Source organism: Pseudarthrobacter sp. NamE5, from assembly GCF_005796225.1.
Lineage (GTDB): Bacteria > Actinomycetota > Actinomycetes > Actinomycetales > Micrococcaceae > Arthrobacter.
This window is the reverse complement of record NZ_VAHO01000012.1, coordinates 99941-121646: the sequence shown is the minus strand read 5'-3', so window position 1 is coordinate 121646 and position 21706 is coordinate 99941. Positions and strand designations below refer to the sequence as shown.

At 66.5% G+C, this 21706-nt stretch carries 15 protein-coding genes; 7 read left to right on the top strand and 8 right to left on the bottom strand.

Annotated elements, in window-relative coordinates; genetic code table 11:
* Positions 1-95 precede the first annotated feature (95 nt).
* Positions 96-764 carry a lipoyl(octanoyl) transferase LipB gene (gene lipB / locus FDW84_RS14595; protein ID WP_138610238.1) on the bottom strand — a complete coding sequence of 223 codons (669 nt, stop codon included), beginning with the start codon at positions 762-764 and terminating at the stop codon, positions 96-98.
* A 163-nt stretch (positions 765-927) separates the two neighbouring features.
* On the opposite strand from lipB, the gene FDW84_RS14590 reads away from it, so the two are divergent.
* On the top strand, positions 928-2589 hold the full coding sequence (locus FDW84_RS14590; protein ID WP_138610237.1) for a protein kinase domain-containing protein: 1662 nt from the start codon (positions 928-930) through the stop codon (positions 2587-2589).
* On the opposite strand, the gene FDW84_RS14585 is transcribed toward FDW84_RS14590, so the two are convergent.
* Positions 2564-3496, bottom strand: a complete 933-nt coding sequence (locus FDW84_RS14585; RefSeq protein ID WP_138610236.1) for a TIGR01777 family oxidoreductase — start codon at positions 3494-3496, stop codon at positions 2564-2566. The two genes, FDW84_RS14590 and FDW84_RS14585, sit on opposite strands and share 26 nt — an antisense overlap.
* A 72-nt stretch (positions 3497-3568) precedes the next feature.
* On the opposite strand from FDW84_RS14585, the gene FDW84_RS14580 reads away from it, so the two are divergent.
* The gene (locus FDW84_RS14580; protein WP_138610235.1) at positions 3569-7069 is read left to right on the top strand and encodes a S41 family peptidase; all 3501 of its coding nucleotides are present in this window, start codon (positions 3569-3571) and stop codon (positions 7067-7069) included.
* 71 nt (positions 7070-7140) lie between these two features.
* Here FDW84_RS14580 and FDW84_RS14575 read toward each other — a convergent pair whose 3' ends face one another.
* From FDW84_RS14575 to FDW84_RS14555, 5 genes are all read right to left on the bottom strand, one after another.
* Positions 7141-7569: an OsmC family protein gene (locus FDW84_RS14575; RefSeq protein ID WP_138134471.1), complete on the bottom strand. Its 429-nt coding sequence runs from the start codon at positions 7567-7569 to the stop codon at positions 7141-7143.
* Between the two features lie 187 nt (positions 7570-7756).
* A complete protein-coding gene (locus FDW84_RS14570) occupies positions 7757-8107 on the bottom strand; it encodes a hypothetical protein (protein WP_138610234.1) in 351 nt (116 codons plus the stop codon).
* Between the two features lie 108 nt (positions 8108-8215).
* Positions 8216-9985 carry a 2-oxoglutarate dehydrogenase, E2 component, dihydrolipoamide succinyltransferase gene (gene sucB, locus FDW84_RS14565; RefSeq protein WP_138610233.1) on the bottom strand — a complete coding sequence of 590 codons (1770 nt, stop codon included), beginning with the start codon at positions 9983-9985 and terminating at the stop codon, positions 8216-8218.
* 114 nt (positions 9986-10099) lie between these two features.
* Positions 10100-11482, bottom strand: coding sequence for a dihydrolipoyl dehydrogenase (gene lpdA, locus FDW84_RS14560; RefSeq protein WP_138610232.1), 1383 nt, complete (start codon positions 11480-11482; stop codon positions 10100-10102).
* A gap of 259 nt (positions 11483-11741) precedes the next feature.
* Positions 11742-13268 carry a leucyl aminopeptidase gene (locus FDW84_RS14555; RefSeq protein ID WP_138610231.1) on the bottom strand — a complete coding sequence of 509 codons (1527 nt, stop codon included), beginning with the start codon at positions 13266-13268 and terminating at the stop codon, positions 11742-11744.
* 259 nt (positions 13269-13527) lie between these two features.
* On the opposite strand from FDW84_RS14555, the gene FDW84_RS14550 reads away from it, so the two are divergent.
* The 4 genes from FDW84_RS14550 (at position 13528) to FDW84_RS14535 (ending at position 18876) form a co-directional block, all read left to right on the top strand.
* Positions 13528-14466, top strand: coding sequence for a proteasome assembly chaperone family protein (locus FDW84_RS14550; RefSeq protein WP_138610230.1), 939 nt, complete (start codon positions 13528-13530; stop codon positions 14464-14466).
* Between the two features lie 64 nt (positions 14467-14530).
* Positions 14531-15874, top strand: coding sequence for an MFS transporter (locus FDW84_RS14545; RefSeq protein ID WP_138610229.1), 1344 nt, complete (start codon positions 14531-14533; stop codon positions 15872-15874).
* Positions 15875-15975: 101 nt separating this feature from the next.
* Entirely contained in the window at positions 15976-17280 is a 1305-nt protein-coding gene (locus FDW84_RS14540) for a DUF4192 domain-containing protein (protein WP_138610228.1), read from the top strand.
* Positions 17281-17553: 273 nt separating this feature from the next.
* A complete protein-coding gene (locus FDW84_RS14535; protein ID WP_138134479.1) occupies positions 17554-18876 on the top strand; it encodes an RNA polymerase sigma factor in 1323 nt (440 codons plus the stop codon).
* 217 nt (positions 18877-19093) lie between these two features.
* Here FDW84_RS14535 and FDW84_RS14530 read toward each other — a convergent pair whose 3' ends face one another.
* Positions 19094-19315 carry a DUF7455 domain-containing protein gene (locus FDW84_RS14530; protein WP_138610227.1) on the bottom strand — a complete coding sequence of 74 codons (222 nt, stop codon included), beginning with the start codon at positions 19313-19315 and terminating at the stop codon, positions 19094-19096.
* A 257-nt stretch (positions 19316-19572) separates the two neighbouring features.
* On the opposite strand from FDW84_RS14530, the gene FDW84_RS14525 reads away from it, so the two are divergent.
* On the top strand, positions 19573-21681 hold the full coding sequence (locus FDW84_RS14525; protein WP_138610226.1) for a DNA gyrase/topoisomerase IV subunit B: 2109 nt from the start codon (positions 19573-19575) through the stop codon (positions 21679-21681).
* Positions 21682-21706: the final 25 nt, after the last annotated feature.

The following is a 21706-nucleotide window of genomic DNA, read 5'->3' as shown; positions in this document are numbered from 1 at the left end:
AACCTTGGCCTTGATCCACTCCGGCTTCCGCTCCACCGGGATGGCGGAGTTCCGCTGCTCAATCCGCAGCATCTTCCGGCCTTCAGGTGCCAATGTCACAGTAGAGCTCCTTCGGGGGTAGCGACCAGGGCGTCTTCATTCTTGCGCAGTTCTTCGGTAATCCGGGAAACGAGGTCAGCCGGGGCAACATTGTGACCGGTTTCCTGCGAGATTGTTGTGGTGCCTGCGTCCGTAATTCCGCAGGCGATGATCTGGCTGTACGGGGCAAGATCGTTGTTGCAGTTGATGGCGAAGCCGTGCATGGTGACGCCCTCATGGACGCGGATGCCGATGGCGGCGATCTTGCGGTCGGGCCCCTTGTTGTCCGCGTTGATCCACACGCCGGCCCGGCCCTTGATGCGCACCGCGTTGATGCCGAAATCAGCGAGTACCGCAATGATCACGGACTCCAGGCGTTCCACGTAGTCGCGGATACCCGCTTTGTTCTTCAGCTTAATGATGGGGTAACCCACCAGCTGGCCCGGCCCATGCCAGGTCAGTTTGCCGCCCCGGTCCACTGGAACGACGGGCGTGCCGTCGAAGGGCCGTTCATGGTCCTCTGTCCGTTTGCCCGCGGTGTACACGGGAGCGTGTTCCAGGAGGAGGACGGTGCTTGGGGCCAATTCTGCGACAACCTTGGCGTGAAGTTCACTCTGGATTTCCCAACCACGGGTGTAATCAACGAAATCAGGAGCAAGACCCAGCTGTGCAAACTCAAGAGTCATGGCAACCAGCTTAGACCGGTTGACGTCCTCCGCCGGGTTTAGTGCTTAAGCTCACCCGGCCCCGGGGAGTGCATCACGGTGATTCGGCCCGGACCTTAACGCGGCCGGCCGGGGCCTGTGGATAACTTCTGCACGCAGGACGGGATTGGGTTAGACATGACCTATGGAGGATTTGCAGGCACCGGAGGTGCCGGGTTTCGCCGTCGGACGGCTGCTGGGCGTTGGCGGAAGCGCGTCAGTCTGGCTTGCAAAGGACCAGCGCACCGGGCGGGACTGCGCGCTGAAGTGCTTCGGACCCGGTAGCGGAAGGGCACGGGGTGCGGAAGCCATGAGCGAGGACGCCGTGCGGCGTGAGATCCGGATCCTTTCGGTCCTGGACCACCAGCACCTGGTCAGGGCCCGCGACGCCGTCCCAACGGCAGGCGTCCATGGCACCGGCACTGCGCTGGTGATGGACTACGCACCCGGTGGTTCCCTTGCCTCGCTGGTGGCCGGCCGCGGAAAGCTCAGCGTCGGTGAAACCGTGACGGTGCTGACGCCCATAGCCCAGGCGCTCAGCTACCTGCATCACAAAGGGTTCACCCATTCGGATGTCTCCCCTGGAAACGTCCTGTTCACGGGGCAGGGAAAACCGCTGCTGTCCGACGTCGGCATTGCCCGGATGCTGGGGGACCCTGGTGGCGCAAGGAATTCCGGCACCCCTGGCTTCGTGGATCCTGCCCCGATCGATGCAGTGCGCGGCCTGCAGCCCGAGCGCGACGTCTACTCTGCGGCGGCGCTTGGGTGGTTCTGCCTCACAGGCCATGCGCCGCCCAGGACTGCCGACCGGCCACCGCTGTCCCTCCTGGTCCCGGAGGTCCCGCGGGAGCTGGCCGCCGCGCTGGAGTGGGGACTCAACGAGAACCGGAGGGAACGCCCTAATGCAGCGGCGCTGGCCGCGGCCGTGTACCGCAGCGCAGCGCCCCTGCCGCTGGACCTGGCGGCCTCGGTCCATCCGACGGTGATACCGGAGCTGCTGACCCGCCGGCATGTTCCTGCACCGTCGCGCCTGGGAAGAGGCCGCGAGAAGTTCCGGTCGGCGGGCAGGCGGCTGGCAACGGCCGCGTGGCCCCGCGTGCCTTTCTCGGTGCCGCGGATGCCGTTTCCGCAGCGGGATCGGAACCTGCGTCCCTCCCGCGGCAGGCATGCAGGGAAAGTGGGCCGGAACCCGCGAAGCCTGAAACGTCTGCTGTGCACCGTCCTTCCGGCTGTTGCCGCAGCGGCGGCGGCCGGAGCCTGGTGGCTGGCAGGGGCGGCAGGGCCGCCTGCCGAATCCGCGCAGGCACCGGGTTCCGCTGCTGTCAACCCTGAAGCGGCTGCCACGGCTGCAGCAGCGCGGGAATCCTCCGGCGCGAACAGTGAGCCTGACTTTGCCGCGGCCGCCCGCAAACAGGCGCGGTCGGCTGACCCGGCCCAAGCTGTAGCTGGCCTAGGTGCCCTGCGGGACCTGGCTTTCAGCAGGGGAAGCTTCGAGCTGCTGGACGAGGTCAACGTGGAGGGTTCGCCGGCAGCCCGGGCCGATGCGCGGACAGCCGGAGAGCTTCGCAGCTCCGGCCACGTCCTCGCCGGCTTCTCCAGTACGCTCAAGGACCTGCGGGCTGAAGAAGGCGCAACGGCCGCCCACGCTGTGGTCAGCCTGCTCTCCGGGTCCTCCGCCTACGAGGAGAGGGACGCCCGGGGGTCTGTTGTCCGTAGGGGAACTGCCGGCAGCCCGGTTGAGCTCAGACTGGTGCTCGTGGCTGTGGACGGCAGGTGGAGGATCAGCGAGATCCTTCCTGGAAGCTAACGCCCCTTGCATCCTGGTCCTTGCCCGCAACCCACTGGGCGGCCTGCTCCAGCGCGGGATGCCGCCATCCGAAGCCTGCCTCCAGGAGCACCGCGGGCTCCATGCGCTGGCTGGCCAGCAGGAGTTCTTCGGCAAGTCCGCCCATCACCAGCCGGAGGACCGGGGCGGGGACCCGCAGGGCAGCGGGCCGGTGCAGGGCCTGCGCCATGGCTGCCACCAGCGCATTCACGTCGGCTTCCTCAGGAGCGCACAGATTTACCGGCCCGCTGACCTGGCTGTCCAACAGGAAGAGGAAGGCCGCCGCTACATCAGGCAGCGTCACCCAGGGCCAGTACTGCCGGCCGTTTCCCAACGGCCCGCCCACACCCAGGCGGATGAGCGGCAGCAGCCTTCCCAAGGCACCTCCCTTCCGGCTGAGGACCACACCGGTCCGCGGGGCAACCACCCGCACCCCATCAGGGACCTCGTGGGCTGCTTCCTCCCATTCCTTGCAGATCCGGGCCAGGGTCCCGGAACCGTTCGGTGCCCCTTCCCGCAGGACGGTGTTCCCGGCATCACCGTAGTAGCCGGCACCGGACTGGCTGATGAAGGTTGCGGGCGGGGAATCCAGCTGCCGCATCGCCCGGGCCAGCGTCCGGGTAGGTCCCAGGCGTGAACTGAACAGCTCGTCCACGCGTTTGCGGGTCCAGGGCCTGTCGCCGATGCCGGCTCCGGAGAGGTTCACCACGGCGTCCGCCCCGGCCAGAGCCTGCGGATCCAGCCGGCCCGCGGCGGGGTCCCACCGGACTTCGTCCGCGGAGGCGGCGTCCCGCCTGACCAGGGTAACGACGTGGTGTCCGGCGTCCCGGAAGCTTGCTGACATGGAGGTGCCGATCAGCCCGGAGGCGCCGGCCATGACGATGCGCATGGTCCATCTCACCACGCCGCGTCCCCGGCGGCACCTCCCGACAGGCCGCAGGGGGTTGACTATGATCGAACGATGACTTCGAGCTACTTTCGTTTCCCGCATCTGCACGGCGACCTGGTCACCTTCGTGGCCGAGGACGACGTGTGGATCGCGCCCCTGGGCGGCGGCCGCGCCTGGCGCGTCTCAGCACTCCAGCTGCCCGCCCGCAACCCACGCTTCACTCCTGACGGGAAGCGGCTGGTGTGGACGGTCGTGCAGGGAACGGCCCCTGAAGTGGTATCGGCAGAGGTCTACGGCGGCGGGTACCGGCAGCTGACCTACTTCGGCCACAGCACCACCAGGGTCAAGGGCTTCACTGCCGGTGGTTCCGTGGTGGTGACCAGCGCGTTCCGGCAGGCGGAAAGCAGGCACACACACGCCTACAGTGTCCCGCTAGGAGGCGGCTGGGCCGAAGAACTCCCGTTCGGGCCGGTTGAGTCCGTGGCGTTTGGCCCTGAAGTGGGTGACGAACGCCCCGTGGTGGTGGGCAGCGTGCTGTCCCGCGAACCGGCCTGGTGGAAGCGCTACCGCGGCGGAACGGCAGGAAAGCTGTGGATCGACACGGACGGCAACGGCGAGTTCGAGCGCCTGCTTGCGGACCTGGACGGCAACCTTGCCGATCCCATGTGGGTGGATGGCCGGATCGCCTTCCTTTCGGACCACGAAGGCTACGGCAACCTCTATTCGGTCCTTCCCAACGGAAAGGACCTGCGCCGGCACACGGACCACGAGGACTTCTATGTCCGGCATGCAGCCACGGACGGCAAGCGCGTCATATTCGAGTCGGCCGGTGAGTTGTGGGTGCTGCATGACCTCGGTTCCGACGCCGTCCTTCTCGATATCACCCTCGGTTCTGCTTCCCAGTCCAGGCGCCCTGCCCTGCTCAAGACCAGCAAGCACCTAGGCGCAGTGGTGCCGGATACGAAGGGCGCGGCCAGCGCAGTTGAAGCGCACGGCACCATCCACTGGCTCCGCCACAAGGACGGACCCTCCCGCATCATCGAGGCAGCACCCGGCGTCCGGGCCCGGCTGCCCAGGCCCCTCGGCGACGGCAGGATTGCCTACGTCGCGGACCACGACGGTGTGGAGGCGCTGTATATCAAGGACATTGCCGCCCCCGTGCCGCACCCTGCCGGGGTTCCGCCCATGGAGGGCGGCCCCGCCGAACGGGTCAAGGACAGCCGCCCTGCTGCCGAAGCGGCCCACGAGGACGCAGTGGTGCTGCCGCAGCCCGTTCCCGCAGCGGGTGCAGCCGTGCTGGCCGGGAGCCCTGCACCGGCTGCCTCCGATGAGCAGGCAGATGTCGCGCCCGACTCGGACGCCTCCGCTGCGGAAGCACAGGCCGGCCCCACTGCAACCCGCGTCGCTTTCCCCAGGCCGTCCCGGGCCAGCGCCCTCGAGGCGAGCCCCGACGGGCTGAGAATTGCCCTTGGCACCTCCTTCGGCGAGATTTTTGTGGCGGACACCCGTACGGGTGAAATCGTCCTCGTCGCCAGCATCGGCGAGGGCACCATTGCTGACCTCGCCTGGTCGGCGGACTCGCAGTGGCTGGCCTGGTCTGAGCCGGTCACCTCGTTCGGTTCACGCAGCCGGTTGAGGCTGGCCAACATGGCGGAGCCTGCTGCCGGCCCGGTGGACGTAACGGACGGCCGCTTCTGCGACACGTCTCCGGCGTTCACGGCCGACGGGAAATTCCTGGCATTCCTTTCCAACCGCAGCTTTGATCCGGTCTATGACGGGCACTCCTTCGACCTCTCCTTCCCCAGCCCCATCAAGCCGTACCTCGTGGCACTGTCAGCCGATACGCCGTCGCCCTTCGGCCCTGGCGTGGACGCCCCGGGGGAAGAGGCGGCAGCCACCGGAGGAGCAGGCGGAAAGGGGACGGACGACGGCGCCCAGACGGCACCGGAGGTCCGGGTGGATCCCGAGGGCCTCGCCCACCGGGTCATCACCGTCCCCGTGGCGCAGGGCAACTACACCTCCCTGACAGCCGCCGACGGGGCGCTGCTGTGGCTCGACTGGGCCCTGGCCGGCGTGACCGGTGACGGCAAGGCCAGCCACGAGGACAAGGACGCCCGTCCCAGCCTGGTCCGGTTCGACCTTGGCCGGCGGAAGCAGTCCACCCTGGTGGACGCGCTGGACAGCTACCGGCTGTCGGGGGACCGCAGCAAAGTGGTGCTGATCTCGGACAAGCAGGTCACGGTGGTTCCCGCCGATGCCAAGGCGGATGAGGAATCCGGAAAGCTGGTCAAGGTGGACCTTGGCCGCATCCGGGTGATGATGGACCCGCTCAGTGTGTGGGGCCAGGCGTTCGATGAGGCCTGGCGCCTGCAGCGGGACTTCTTCTGGGCAGAGGACATGGCAGGACAGGACTGGGACTCCGTCTACCGGCGCTACCGTCCCCTCGTGGGTCGCCTGGGCTCGCACGATGACCTGGTGGACCTCCTCTGGGAGCTGCACGGCGAGTTGGGCACCTCCCACGCGTATGTCCGCCCTGCGCTTGTCACCGAGAACGGCAGTCACGGCCAGGGCCGGCTGGGCGCCGATCTAACGTACACGGCAGCGGGCTGGGAAATCACGCGCATTCTCGCTGGCGAATCGTCCGATCCGCTGGCCACCTCGCCGCTGACCCGGCCGGGTGTGGGCGCCAAGGCGGGCGACATCCTGCTGGCGGTCGACGGCGTGCCGCTGTCGGAAAGCGTCACACCGGCCATGCAGCTCGTGGGCGCGGCGGGCCGTGCCGTGGAACTGACCCTCCTCAACGGTTCGGCGCACGGAGCCGCAGCAGGCACCCAGCGCCGGGTCGCCGTCGTGCCCGTCAAGGACGAGGAACGCCTGCGCTACCAGGAGTGGGTGGCCGCCAACCGGCGCACGGTCCGTGAAGCATCCGGCGGCAAGTTCGGCTACCTGCACATCCCGGACATGATGGCGAACGGCTGGGCCCAGCTCCACCGTGACCTGGACACCGAAACGGGCCTGGACGGCCTCATTGTTGACGTCCGGCGCAACCGCGGCGGCCACACCTCGCAGCTGGTGGCCGAACTCATCGGCCGCAAGGTCACGGGCTGGAGCATGCCCCGCGGCGAGAAGCCGCGGACGTACCCGCACCACGCGCCGCGCGGCCCCGTGATCATCCTGGCCGACGAATTCGCCGGCTCCGACGGTGACATCATCACCCAGGTGTCAAAGCTGCGGGGCATCGGACCGGTTATCGGCACGCGTACCTGGGGCGGTGTAGTGGGCATCGACAACCGGTTCGCCCTTGCTGACGGCACCGGGGTGACACAGCCCCGGTACGCTACGTGGTTCGGCGGCGGAGTGGGCTGGAGCGTTGAGAACTACGGCGTGGACCCGGACATCGAAGTCACGTATCCGCCGCATGCCTACGCCGCCGGCCGGGACCCCCAGCTGGAGTACGGCATCGGTGCCCTAAAGGAAATGATCCAGGAGCTGCCAACGGACAGGCCGCCGGCCCGTGAAGGGTACCGCCTGCTCAGGCCGGCTCCGTTGCCTGCGCGCAGCCAGGGCAAGTAAGGCACTGTAACAGGGAAAGGCCCTGCCTGCCGGAGAATCCGGCGGGCAGGGCCTTCAGTGTCAATGGAGGATCAGGACTCCAGTGTGGCGTCCATGGTGATGTCGATGCTTGCCAGGGCACCCGAGACCGGGCAGCCCACCTTGGCTTCGCCGGCAATCTTCTGGAACTCGTCCTCGGAGATGCCAGGCACCGTGGCTGAGACGGTCAGGTGGCTGCCGGTGATGCCGGTGCCCGGAACGAACGTCACGTCAGCCTTGGCGCGCACTTCCTCCGGGGTGTGTCCCGCCTTGGCGAGTTCATTGCTGAAGGCCATGGAGAAGCAGGCGGCATGGGCTGCGGCGATAAGTTCCTCCGGGCTGGTCTTGCCGTTGGCCGCTTCCGTGCGGGCCTTCCAGGTGACATCGAACGTGCCCAGGCCCGAGGTGGCCAGGCTGGTGGTTCCAGCACCTTCCGTCAGATTGCCGTTCCATACTGCATTTGCTGAACGTGTTGCTGCCATGTTCACTCCTCAAATCGATGTGTACCGGGGCAGGCCGCTGCCTCAACCCCGCCGTGTCCCATCCTATGGACTTCACCGTCCGGGTGCACCGGGTGTCCGCTGTCAGAGGATTATGACCGAAAGGCATTAACGCCGACGGCGGCGCCCACCGGGGGAGCGCCGCCGTCACGTCTTCCACAGCCCGCCGCTACCGCCAGAGAGTGGCGATGGCGATGTTAAGCAAGGCGAGCCCCCCCACGCCGTGGGCCAGGCCAGTGCCCACAGCCTCGCCCTTCTTGTATTTGCGGCGGCCAATGAACGCCAGTACACCGACGGCGAGGCCGATGGCGAACTTGATGCCCAGCTTGGCGTAGTTGGCGTCCATGTCCAGGGCGGGGATCAGCCCCATCAGCGCGATGCCGGTCAGCAGCTGGAGCATGGCACCGTCGAACTGGCGGGGGTGGACCGTGGGTTTCTTCATCTGGCCGATCCAGATGCCGACGATCATGGCGGCGCCGACGATGTGCAGGAAAACCATGATGTTATAGACGATGTTCATGGGACCAGTGTAGCCATTCGTTCTACAGCTTGTAGTAGTTAAACGCCGACGGCGGTGCAGGCCGGTGTTTCCCACCGTTGCCTGCACCGCCGTCATGCGTTTTGCCTGCTACAGCCCCAGGTCAGCTTCGAAGGCGCCCTCTTCAAGGCGGGCCTTCAGGGTCTGGAGGAACCGGCCTGCGTCCGCACCGTCCACCAGGCGGTGGTCGTACGTCAGCGACAGGTACATCATGGAGCGGATGGCGATCGAGTCGTCGCCGTTCTCGTCGGAAACCACCACGGGGCGCTTGACGATGGCGCCGGTGCCCAGGATGCCCACCTGCGGCTGGTTGATGATCGGGGTGTCGAACAGGGCGCCCACCGAGCCGATGTTGGTGATGCTGAACGTGCCGCCGGAGAGCTCGTCCGGGCCAATCTTGCCGTCGCGGGTACGTGCTGCGACGTCGGCGATCTTGCCGGCCAGTCCGGCGAGGTTCAGGTTGCCGGCGTCGTTGATGACCGGGACCAGGAGGCCCTTGTCGGTGTCGACGGCGATGGCCAGGTGCTCGGCGTTGTGGTACGTGATTTCCTGCTTTTCCTCATCGTAGGCAGCGTTGAGCTTGGGGTGCTGCTTGAGGGCCTCGGCCACAGCCTTGGCGATGAAGGGCAGGAATGTCAGCTTGGTGCCGTTCTGTGCTTGGAACGAGTTCTTGGCACGGGCACGGAGCTTGGCCACCTTGGTCATGTCCACTTCGTGAACCTGGGTCAGCTGCGTGGAGATCTCCAGGGATTCACGCATGCGCCGGGCGATGACCTGGCGGATGCGCGGAGCCTTCTGCGTGGTGCCGCGCAGGGAGGAAACGGCGCCATTGGGAGCGGCAGGCGCCGACGCGGCCGGGGCTGCTGCGGGAGCGGCAGCCGGTGCTGCCTTGGCTTCCGCCGCGGCCAGCACATCCTGCTTGCGGATACGGCCGCCGACGCCGGTGCCCGAGAGCGAGGCGATGTCCACGCCGTGCTGGTTGGCCAGCTTGCGGACCAGGGGAGTCACGTAGCCGGACTCGGAACCGCCTGCTGCAGGAGCCTCGGCTGCTGCGGGCGCAGATGCCGGTGCTGCAGCGGGAGCGGGTGCTGCCGCGGGGGCTGGCTTGGGAGCTTCGGGAGCCGGTGCCGCGGCGGGTGCAGGCGCAGGGGCTTCAGCCTTCGGTGCCTCAGCCTTGGGGGCTTCCTGGGCCGGTGCCTCGGTGGACGGCGCTTCGGTGGGAGCCGCGGCGGCACCGGAACCGATGACTGCCAGGACGGAACCAACCTCTGCGGTCTCGTCCTCGTTGACGCGGATCTCCTGGAGCGTTCCCGCGACAGGGGACGGAATCTCGGTGTCCACCTTGTCGGTGGAGACCTCCAGCAGGGGCTCGTCCACCTCCACGGTGTCGCCGACGGCCTTCAGCCAGCGGGTGACGGTGCCTTCGGTGACGCTCTCGCCCAGGGCAGGCAGGGTAACCTCGTGGCCTTCGCCGCCGCCGGCGGCAGGGGCCTGAGGTGCGGGAGCTTCCTGGGCGGGGGCTTCCTGTGCAGGTGCGGCGGCGGGGGCCTCCTGCGCCGGAGCTTCCTCGGCGGGAGGCGCGGCCGGCGCCTCTTCCGTGGGTGCACCAGAACCGTTGGCGGAGCCGTCACCGATGCGGACCAGGGGAGCGCCTACCTCGGCGGTCTCGTCCTCGGCAACCAGAATTTCCTCAATCACGCCAGCTACAGGAGAGGGGATTTCAGTGTCTACTTTGTCGGTGGAAACTTCGAGCAGGGGCTCGTCCACCTCTACCCGGTCACCTACCTGCTTCAGCCAGCGGGTGACGGTTCCTTCGGTGACGCTCTCACCGAGGGCGGGCAAGTTAACGGATTCAGACATGTCGTCCCCGTTCTCCTTATTGATCTTTAGTGCGAATGGATGCTGCCTTGTTGGAAGCCTAGTGCACCCGGTCCAAGGCGGCCGGGTGCACCAGGCTCGGTGGTGCCGGGGAGACTAGCCGTGAAGCGGCTTGCCCGCGAGTGCCAGGTGGGCTTCGCCCAGGGCCTCGTTTTGGGTGGGGTGGGCGTGCACCAGCTGGGCCACATCCTCCGGGTAGGCTTCCCAGTTGACGATCAGCTGGGCCTCGCCGACCTGCTCGCCCATCCGGGCGCCGATCATGTGGACACCGACCACGGGGCCGTCCTTCTGGCGGACCAGCTTGACCAGTCCGGAGGTGCCCAGGATGGAGCTCTTGCCGTTGCCGGCCAGGTTGTATTCCTGGGTCTGCACCTGGTCCTCGCCGAACTTCTCCTTGGCGGCCTTTTCGGTGTAGCCCACGGTGGCGATTTCGGGCTCGGAGTAGGTGACCTTGGGGATGTTGATGTCCTCGACGATCACGGGCTTGAGGCCGGCGATTTCCTCGGCCACGAAGATGCCCTGCTGGTAGCCGCGGTGCGCGAGCTGGACGCCGGGGACGATGTCGCCGACGGCGTAGATGTTGCCCACGCCGGTGTGCAGGCGCTCGTTGGTGATGACGAAGCCGCGGTCGATGGTGATTCCCGCTTCCTCGTAGCCGAGGTTGGCGGTGACGGGACCGCGGCCCACGGCGACCAGGAGGAGGTCGGCTTCGAAGGTCTTGCCGTCCACCAGGGTGACCTTGACGCCGTCGTTGTTCTGCTCAACGCCCTGGAAGAACACGCCGGTGGAGAACTTGATGCCGCGCTTCTTGAAGGCGCGCTCAAAGTTCTTGACAATGGTGGCGTCCTCGTTGGGGACCAGCGAGGGCAGGCCTTCCACGATGGTGACGTCCACGCCGAAGGACTTCCAGACCGAAGCGAACTCGACGCCGATCACGCCGCCGCCGAGGATGATGGCGCTCTTGGGGATGGAATCCATGGTCAGGGCCTGGTCCGAAGTGATGACCTTGCCGCCGATTTCCAGGCCCGGAAGGGTGCGGGAGTAGGAGCCGGTGGCGAGGACGATGTTCCTGCCCTTGTAGGCGGTGCCGTTGACCACGATGGTGTCGGTGCCCTGGAGCTTGCCTTCACCTTCGATGACGGTGATGCCCTTGGACTTGATCAGGCCCTGGAGGCCCTTGTACTTGCCGGCGATGATGCCGTCCTTGTACGCGTTGACGGCGGTGATGTCGATGCCGTCGAGGGTGACGTTCACGCCGTACTTGGCGGAGTCACGGGCGTGGTCGGCCAGCTCCGCGGAGTGCAGGAGGGCCTTGGTGGGGATGCAGCCGTTGTGGAGGCAGGTGCCGCCGAGCTTGGCCTTCTCCACGAGGCCGACGGTGAGGCCAAGCTGTACTGCCCGCAGCGCCGCGGCGTATCCGCCGCTGCCGCCACCGAGTACCAGGATGTCGAATTCTTGCGCAGTTGCCTGATCGGCCACTTAAACGCTCCCTCGCGTGAACGATGACGCGTTCTCCGCGCATCATCTGGTCTTGGAACTTGCACTGCCGTGATTATGCCAGCAGGCCTGTTCTCTTGCATTTGTGACTACCGTGGTTCACCTTAGCGAACCACCTATCCATGCTCCACCTTGGGGCCGCGTTTGTGGAGCGCTTGTGTCGAGTGTCACGCGGCTTTGTGGCACAGGGATCACCATGCCGCAAAGCCGCGCGACACGCCGCCCGGCGGGCGGATCAATCTCAGGCGGCAGCAGCCAGGATGTCCTCCACGTAGGCCACCAGGGTCCGCACGGTGCAGCCCGTTCCCTGCTTGTGGGTGTAGCCGTAAGGGCTTCCGTTGTTAAAGGACGGCCCGGCAATGTCGATGTGGGCCCACGGGATCTGTTCCCCGTCCTTGCCCTTGCCCACGAACTCGCGGAGGAAGACGGCAGCGGTCATCATGCCGCCGTGCCGTTCGCCGATGTTGGCAAGGTCCGCCACCTGCGAGTCGAGGCTGGGGCGCAGTTCCTCGGGAAGGGGCATGGGCCAGACTAGTTCCCCGGCCCGGTCGGCAGCGGCCTTCAGGGCGCCCGTCACGCTGTCCGAGCCCATGACGCCGGCGGTGCGGTTGCCCAGGGCGATCAGCTGCGCGCCGGTGAGCGTGGCGACGTCGATGATGGCGTCCGGGTATTCGCGGCTGGCAGCGACAATGCCGTCGGCCATCACCAGGCGGCCCTCGGCGTCGGTGTTGAGCACCTCCACCGTCTTTCCCCCGAACATCGTCAGGACGTCTGCAGGCCGGGAGGCGGCGCCGGAGGGCATGTTTTCGGCAATGCAGAGCCATGCGGTTGCCTTAACCGGCAGGCCAAGGCCCGCAAGGGCAAGGACAGTGTTAAGGACGACGGCGGCGCCCGCCATGTCGCTCTTCATGTCGCCCATACCGAGGGCCGGCTTAATGGAGATGCCGCCGGTGTCGAAGGTAATGCCCTTGCCGACGAGCGCGATCTTCGAGGTTGCCTTGGCCGGGGAGTACTCCACCTTGACCAGGCGCGGCTGGCGGGCAGAGCCCTTGCCCACGCCAATGATGCCGCCGTAGCCCTCCTTTTCCAGGCGCTTCTCGTCCCAGACCGTCACCTTGACGGGCAGCCCCTTGGCCAGGTCCTTGGCGGCTTCCGCGAACGTTTCCGGGTAGAGGTGGCTGGGCGGCTGGTTGACCAGGGAGCGGGTTGCGTTGACAGCCCTGCCAATCAGCGCGGCCCGCTTGAGGGCGGCGCCGAGTTCCTTCTGGTCTGCCAGCTCGGTGAAGACGACGGCGTTGCGCACAGGATCCTTCAGGCCGTCCCTCGAGGAACGGAACTCGGTGAATGCATAGGCGCCGAGGGCGGCACCTTCGGCGACGGCCGCGACGTCGGCCACGGACGCCGTCGGGAATGCCAGGGCAACGGTGGCAAGGCCTGCGAGCTGGCGGACCGCGGAACCGGCGGCACGGCGCAGTGCTTCCCCGGTCAGCGGATTCGCGGCAGATACCTTGCCCACCCCGGCCAGGGCCAGCACGCCGGCGCCGGTCTCGGGCAGTCCCGGCAGGCGCACCAGCTGGTCGGCCGCACCCGTGATGCCCAGGGTCTTCAGGGAATCCGCCAGCGCCTCCGCGGACTTGGCAGTCAGCGGATTGTCCAGGAGGACGGGACCGTCTGCACCCTGACCCACGCCTATGACCACTGCGTCGCTGGGGTTCTTCTTCAGGTCCCGCGAGAGGGTACTAAGGTTGATTTCAGTATTCTTGACCACGCGGATCAGTCCTCGATTCTCGAAAGATGTTCGGGCAGGGGTGCATGTTGGGCGCTCTGCCATGGTTGCCCGGGTACGGCCGTTCGGAACGCAGTCCGGGGTCTGCCGGCCCGTCTGGCAGGCCAGTTCCGATCGTAGCCCGTCCCCGCCGCGCCGGGTGAGATTTCTTGAGATGTGCGCCACACGGCGCGCTGGAATGCGGTGCTGCGCCGCGGCGTTGTAAAGAGTGTCCAAACCGCACCTATGGAAGGAACATGCCGTGCTTGAACGGATCTCCGGCTCCCTGCTGGACCCCGACGCGCTCTATGCGCGCAACATCGGGCTGTTCCACAGCCCTGAGCTCCGCGGGCTGAACCTGGTGATGGGCTTCACCGGATTCGCTGATGCCGGCCATGTGGTGAAGCAGATCAACGCGGAGCTGCTGGACTCGCTCGACGCGGAACCCGTCGCTGTCTTCGACGCGGACCAGCTGATTGACTACCGGTCACGCAGGCCGCACCTGACCTTCGTCGAGGACCACCTGCAGGACTACCAGGAACCGAGGCTGGCCCTGTACCGGCTCAAGGACGGCCTGGGCAACCCGTTCCTGCTGCTCGCCGGTTTCGAGCCTGACCTCCAGTGGGAGCGCTTCGCCCGCGCCGTGGTGGGCATCGTGGAGAACCTGGACGTGAACCTCGTCACCTGGATCCACTCCATCCCCATGCCCGTGCCGCACACCCGTCCGGTAGGAGTGACCGTGCACGGCAACCGGCCGGAGCTGATTGAGGGCATCTCGGTCTGGAAGCCAACGGTGGAAGTCCCTGCAGCCGTGGGGCACATCCTGGAGCTGCGGCTGGTGGAAGCCGGGCGCAACGTGGCCGGCTACGTCATCCACGTGCCCCACTACCTGGCGGAGGCGGAGTACCCCATCGCCGCGGTAGCAGGCCTTGAATACCTCGGCGCGGCCACCTCGCTGATGCTGCCCACGGACAGGCTCCGCGAGGCCGGCCGCGAAGTCAGCCGGCAGATCGCCGAGCAGATCGATGCGTCGGAGGACGTGCAGCAGGTGGTGGCCCGCCTTGAGACGCGCTACGACGAGAAGGCTGACGGCATTGTGCGGCGCTCGCTCCTCGCGGACGAAAATGACGAGCTGCCCAACGCCGACGACCTCGGCGCCGCAGTGGAGGCCTACCTCGCCCGCGAAAACCCCGGACAGTAGAGATTGCGGGCAGCAGCAGCCGGCTGCTGCCCGGGCCAGCGGGCAGCCCGGGCATAATGAAGTGGTGACAGCACCCCGCGCCTGGCTCATCTGGACCATTGGAATATTCGGGTACCTGGTGGCCGTGGCGCAGCGCACGTCCTTTGGGGTGGTGGGCCTGGAAGCCACCGAGCGGTTCCATGCCAGTGCCTCGGCCATTTCGTTCTTTACCGTCCTTCAGCTCCTTGTGTACGCCGGGCTCCAGATCCCGGTCGGCCTGCTGGTGGACAGGTTTGGCTCCCGGGCCATGATTGCCGGCGGGGCGGTCCTGATGGGACTGGGCCAGCTGCAGCTGGCCTTCGCGGACAGCATCCCCGGGGGAGTGGCCGGGCGGGTCCTGGTAGGGGCCGGGGACGCCATGACCTTCATTTCGGTCATCCGCCTGATTCCGCTGTGGTTCGCTCCGGCCAGGGTGCCGCTGGTGACCCAGCTGACCGGCATGTCAGGCCAGCTGGGACAGCTGTTCAGCGTTATCCCGTTCGCCTTCGTCCTGCATCTCTCCGGCTGGACCCCCGCATTCCTGATGCTGGCCGGGATGTCGGCTCTCGCGGTCGTCCTGGTCCTGGTACTCCTGCAGGACGTCCCGCCGGGCACGGAGCGGCCGCAGGCCCGGCAGGGGCTCAGGGCCACCGGTGCATCCCTCGGGCGGGCGTGGCGCCAGCCGGGAACCCGGCTGGGTTTGTGGAGCCACTTCACCATCCAGTTCAGCGGCACCGTGTTTGCGATGACGTGGGGCTACCCCTTCCTTATTTCCGGCCAGGGACTGGACGCGGGAACCGTGGCTGCCCTCATGGCGCTCTACGTCGCCGCCGCGATGGCTGTGGGCCCGTTCATCGGGCGGTTTGTTTCGAGGCATCCGCTGCGGCGTTCCACCATGGTCCTGCTGATCGCCGGGGCCACCGCTGGAGCATGGGGCGCTGTCCTGCTGACGCCCGGGCGTTCGCCCTTGTGGCTGCTGGCAGGGCTGGTGGTGGTCCTGGCCATCGGCGGACCCGGCTCCATGATCGGCTTCGACTTCGCGCGGACCTTCAATCCCGCACACCGGATCGGTACCGCCACCGGCATCGTCAACGTGGGCGGGTTCATCGCCGCCCTGGTCGCGATCTTCCTGATCGGCCTGGTGCTCGACGTCCTGTATGCGGGCGGCTTCTCCAATGGAGTGCTGTACGGGCTGGACCCGTTCCGGATTGCTTTGAGCGTCCAGTTCCTCCTCCTTGGCTTTGGTGCGGCAGCAATGCTGGTTTGCAGGCGCAAGGTCCGCCGGCAGATGGCTGCCCAGGGTGTTGTGGTCCCGCCGCTTCGGACCGCCCTGGCCCGCACGCGGCGGGAAAACCTGGCCCGGCGGCAGGCGTCCGCTAAGGACCGCTGACACTGCTCCTCCACAGCCGCGTTTACCCACTTAGCGCAGGCTTGCACACATAGCAAAACTCCGTTCTTAACCTGGGTACGCAGGCGGCGAATGCTTGAGCCATGACACCCCCAGAACGCCTCACAGTGCGCGGCCCGGAAGACATCCTTGGCTTCATTCCCCACTCGCTGGGATATTGGCCGGCCAACAGCCTGGTTGCCATGACCCTGCAGGGCAAGAGTCTCGGAGCCACGCTGCGGCTTGACCTGCCGGACCGCGATGTCCTGGCGGCACCTTCAAAATACCTGCAGGCCGTCCGGTGCTACCTCGAGGCGGACAAGGAAGCAGACGGCACCTTGCTGGCGATCTTCACCGGCAATGCGGAGGCGGCGGCACCATCCATGTACGACAGTTTGTTGGCGGGCCTGGATTCCATGCTGGAAAAGGCCGGGTTGCCGGTCCGGGAAGCCTGGTATGTCGGGGATGACTACTGGCGGGACGCCTGGTGCATCGATGCTTCGTGTTGCCCCCTGCCGGGCCGTCCGGTCCAGCAAATCCGGGACAGCCTGCTCAACACGGAGATGGTCTACCGGGGAAGCAGCGTAGGGCCGCCGCCTGAGGAACGGTCCACGCGCGGACTATTGCCGGCCATCCACCGCGACGCAGTGCTGGAGGCGGAGGCCGTGTGGTCGGCCCAGTTGGACCTGCGGCGGCAGAGCCGGCGGCAGTTCGACGCAGTACTGCGGCAGTGGGAAGCGGCGCTGGCCCGCCCCCGGGATCCGGGGCGGCCATCGGTGCACTCTGACGCCTTCCTGCGCGCTACGCTCCTGGTGCCCGCGTGGCGGGACGCGGTCCTGGTGATGGCTGCGGCAGGGAAAGCGGCGGCCACGGCGGGAGCCGAGGAATTCGGGATTTTCGACGGTGATGTGGAGCTGGGCCCGTTGGAGCCCCCAGCGGAAGACGCCGGCAGAAAAACAATTCCGCCCGGATCGCATGCCTGCGGCCCTCCATCCTTCGCCTTGGCCGCCGGCCAGCTGGATGTTGACCGGGAAAGCCTGCTGAGGCGCACCGGCCTGCCGGAAACACCAGGCCTTGAACCCGGAATGCCGGGCTATGGGGAGGTCCTGATGGGGCAGGTGCCGGCGGTGCCCCAATGGCGGACGCTGGACTCCCTCGATCTTGTCCTGGCGCAGCTCGCCTTGCCGGGCGGCGCACCGGCGGCGGCCGCGTTGACCGGAAGGGGCTGGATTGCCTGGTGCCGGGGACGCGGCTCCTATGCGGCCGCGTACCTCGGCGAGGCGCTGGAGATTGAGCCCGGCTACCGCCTGGCCGGGCTGCTGCTGGAGCTGGTCCGCCGCGGCACCCTGTGCGGGTGGGCCGGGCGGAGGGACGCAGCCTGGCAGAGATTCGGACCGGACGCTGCCTAAGGGCGGGCCCAGCAGCTGTGCGGCAGGGGTTTCCGAAACCTATGGGGAGGTCCTATTCGGGGAAACGTGAGACAATGGTTGCCGAGACCCGGTTGGGTCCGTGTATCAGGTGCTGGTAAATGCTCCTTTCGGGGAACATTACGGCGGCTCTGGCAGTTGTCCATTAAGACTCTGCCGGCCGTGGTGGCGCTTGGTTTTCACCACGGACTTGACAGGGTCATAGTGGTGTTGCCCGTATGGCGATTCCACAGACCACCGCTAGAAAGGTTTTCTGTGACCCCGTCTTCCACGAAGAAGGATCCCGCCGCCCAGGACGAACTGTCCGCTGAGGAAAAGCAGGCTGCAACCAACGCCAAGCGGGCAGCTACGCGGGCAGCCAACAAGGCTTCAGCCGGTGAGGCTGCAGCGGACGGCAAGCGCGAGCCCAAAAAGCGCGGCCCCAAGCCGGGCGCGAAGGCAGCTGCCGAGGCTGCCGGAAAGTCTGCCGGTGACACTGACACCGAGGACGTCGAAGAAGTTGAGGAAGACCTTGACGACATCATCCTGGAAGCACCTGATGTTGTTGAGGAGGAAGCCGACGCCGAGGCCGATCCCGCCAAGGCAGCCGCCGGCTCGGGCAAGGGTTTCGTCTACTCGGACGCCGACGACGACGACGCACCTGTCCAGCAGGTGATGTCCGCCGGCGCCACGGCCGACCCCGTCAAGGACTACCTGAAGCAAATCGGTAAGGTTGCGCTGCTCAACGCCGAGCAGGAAGTGGACCTCGCACTGCGGATCGAAGCCGGCCTGTTTGCCGAAGAGAAAATCAACGCGGACGACGGCTCCATGGATCCGAAGTACCGGCGTGAGCTTGAGTTCATCATCCATGACGGTAAGCGCGCCAAGAACCACCTGCTTGAAGCCAACCTCCGCCTGGTGGTTTCGCTGGCCAAGCGCTACACCGGCCGCGGCATGCTCTTCCTTGATCTCATCCAGGAAGGCAACCTGGGCCTCATCCGTGCAGTCGAGAAGTTTGACTACACGAAGGGCTTTAAGTTCTCCACCTACGCCACCTGGTGGATCCGGCAGGCCATCACCCGCGCCATGGCTGACCAGGCCCGCACCATCCGTATCCCGGTGCACATGGTGGAAGTCATCAACAAGCTGGCCCGCGTCCAGCGCCAGATGCTCCAGGACCTCGGCCGCGAACCCACGCCCGAAGAGCTGGCGCTCGAACTCGACATGACACCCGAGAAGGTTGTCGAAGTCCAAAAGTACGGCCGCGAGCCCATCTCGCTGCACACGCCGCTTGGCGAGGACGGCGACTCCGAGTTCGGCGACCTCATCGAGGACTCAGAGGCCGTGGTTCCCGCGGACGCCGTGAGCTTCACGCTCCTGCAGGAGCAGCTGCACTCCGTCCTGGATACCCTGTCCGAGCGTGAGGCCGGGGTTGTGGCGATGCGCTTCGGTCTGACCGACGGACAGCCGAAGACTTTAGACGAAATCGGCAAGGTCTACGGCGTTACGCGCGAGCGTATCCGGCAGATCGAATCAAAGACCATGTCCAAGCTCCGCCACCCCTCGCGGTCGCAGGTGCTCCGGGACTACCTGGACTAGGGATCGCTGGACTAGGACTGCCGTCCCGGCAGGACAGCGCAAACCGGCCCGCCGGCGGCTGCGGCTTCAACAAGCTGCAGCCGCGGGCGGGCCGGTTTTGTCCCTGATCAGCAAGCACAACCCGGCAGGCCGGCCGGCATGCGCTGCCACGGTCTACTGATGGTGATTAAAAAATTGGGACCCCACCATACGGTGGGGTCCCAACAGCTTCAGCGCGCTAGTCGATTTCTACGGCTGCCTTCTCGTGAAGCTTGGCCGTCTCATCGTGCCAGTCGGAGCTCATCGGCTTGAGAGTCGCCTCGACGGCACGGGCGTGGTGGCCGCAGAACAGCAGCTCACCACCGGAGGACTCCAATACAACCCGGACGTAGGCCTGAGCTCCGCAACGGTCGCACCGGTCCAGTGCATTGAGTGTGCGGTCTGCCACTGCTGTTGTCATGTCGGCCTCCTTAGTAGATCAGTACGTCTATATAACCAGCATTCGTAACAAAACCATCGCAAGGATGGGACAAGTTCGCTGTGCGCGTATCCGCAACATTGGCTCAAGAACTGCGCAGCCGCCGTCGTAGCCGCCCGGGTGGCGTGGTCCACACCCTCGGCCAGGTGTGGCACCCGGCCCTCCCCGGCGGAGCCGACTACCCTAGAAGGAGCGCTTTCGGCGCCCGTTTCATCCGTCCCTGAAGGAGTTCACCACCAGTGGCACCAAGTTCTGATTACACTGCCCGCCACCTGTCTGTTCTGGAAGGCCTCGAAGCCGTCCGCAAGCGCCCGGGCATGTACATCGGTTCCACCGACTCCCGCGGGCTGATGCACTGCCTCTGGGAAATCATCGACAACTCCGTGGACGAAGCCCTGGCCGGGTTCGGCCACGACATCAAAATCATCCTGCACGCGGACAATTCGGTGGAGATCCACGATGACGGGCGCGGCATCCCCATCGACAAGGAGCCCAAGACCGGCCTGACGGGCGTCGAGGTGGTGTTCACGAAGCTGCACGCCGGCGGCAAATTCGGCGGCGGCTCCTACACGGCCTCGGGTGGGCTCCACGGTGTGGGCGCGTCAGTGGTCAACGCCCTGTCCGCCCGCCTGGACGTTGAGGTCGACCGTGGCGGCAAGACCTACAGGATGTCCTTCCGGCGCGGCGAGCCCGGACGTTTCAAGGACACCGGCTCCAGGCTGGATCCTGCCGCCCCCTTCGCCCCCTTCGTGGACGACTCGGTGCTCGACGTTGTGGGCAAGGCCAAGCGCGGGGTCACCGGAACCCGTATCCGCTACTGGGCGGACCGGCAGATCTTCACCCCGGACGCAAAGTTCTCCTACGAGGAACTGTCAGCCCGCGCCCGGCAGACATCCTTCCTGGTGCCCGGCCTCAAACTGACCGTGCGCGACGAGCGCAAAATTCCGGGAACCCCCGGCGAGGCTGGTGCCCATGAGGAGGTCTTCCACCATGACGGCGGCATTTCCGAGTTCGTGGAGTTCCTTGCCGCCGACCCCGCAGTCACCGATGTGTGGCGGCTGCACGGCTCAGGGAAGTTCAAGGAGACCGTTCCCGTGCTGGACGAGCGCGGCCACAGCCAGCTGGCCGAGGTGGAGCGCGACTGCGAAGTGGACGTGGCACTGCGCTGGGGGATCGGTTACGACAGTACCGTCCGGAGCTTCGTCAACATCATTTCCACCCCGAAGGGCGGCACGCACCAGTCCGGTTTTGAACAGGCGCTGGTCAAGACCTTCCGCAAGGCAGTGGAAAACAACGCCCGCAAGCTCAAGGCGGGCAATGACAAAATCGAGAAGGACGATATCTTTGCCGGCCTCACGGCCGTCCTGACAGTGCGCCTGGCTGAGCCGCAGTTCGAGGGCCAGACCAAGGAGATCCTCGGCACCTCGGCCGTGCGCGCCATCGTCTCCAAAGTGGTGGAGCGCGAGATCAGCGCGAAGCTCAGTTCTGCAAACCGGAACGACAAAGCCCAGTCCGCCCTGCTGCTGGAAAAAATCGTCAGCGAGATGAAGTCCCGCATCTCCGCCCGCGTGCACAAGGAAACCCAGCGGCGGAAGAACGCGCTGGAAACTTCCTCGATGCCCACCAAGCTGGCAGACTGCCGGACGGACGACGTCGAACGTTCGGAACTGTTTATCGTGGAAGGCGACTCGGCGCTGGGAACCGCCAAGCTCGCCCGGTCCTCCGACTTCCAGGCGCTGCTGCCCATCCGGGGCAAAATCCTCAACGTCCAGAAGGCGTCGGTGGGTGACATGCTCTCCAACGCCGAATGCGCGGCTCTGATCCAGGTGGTGGGCGCCGGTTCCGGCCGTAGCTTCGACATCAGCGCCGCGCGCTACGGCAAGGTCATCCTGATGACGGATGCCGACGTGGACGGTGCGCACATCCGTACCCTCCTGCTGACCCTTTTTTTCCGCTACATGCGTCCCATGATCGACGAGGGCAGGGTCTTTGCCGCCGTGCCCCCGCTGCACCGGGTGGAGGTCATCAACCAGGGGCAGAAGGCCAACGAGATGATTTACACGTACTCGGAGGCTGAGCTGCACGTGCTGCTGGCCCGGCTGGCGAAGGAGGGCAAGCGGTACAAGGAGCCCATCCAGCGGTACAAGGGCCTGGGTGAGATGGATGCCGAACAGCTGGCGGAGACCACCATGGACCCGAGGCACCGCACCCTGCGGAAGGTTGGCATTGAGAACGCCAAGCAGGCGGAGGAGATCTTTGATCTGCTGATGGGTTCGGACGTGTCCCCGCGCAAGGACTTCATTATCGCCGGGGCGTCCAGCCTGGACCGGGAGCGCATCGACGCCTAAGGGCCGGGGGCACCGACGGCGGGGA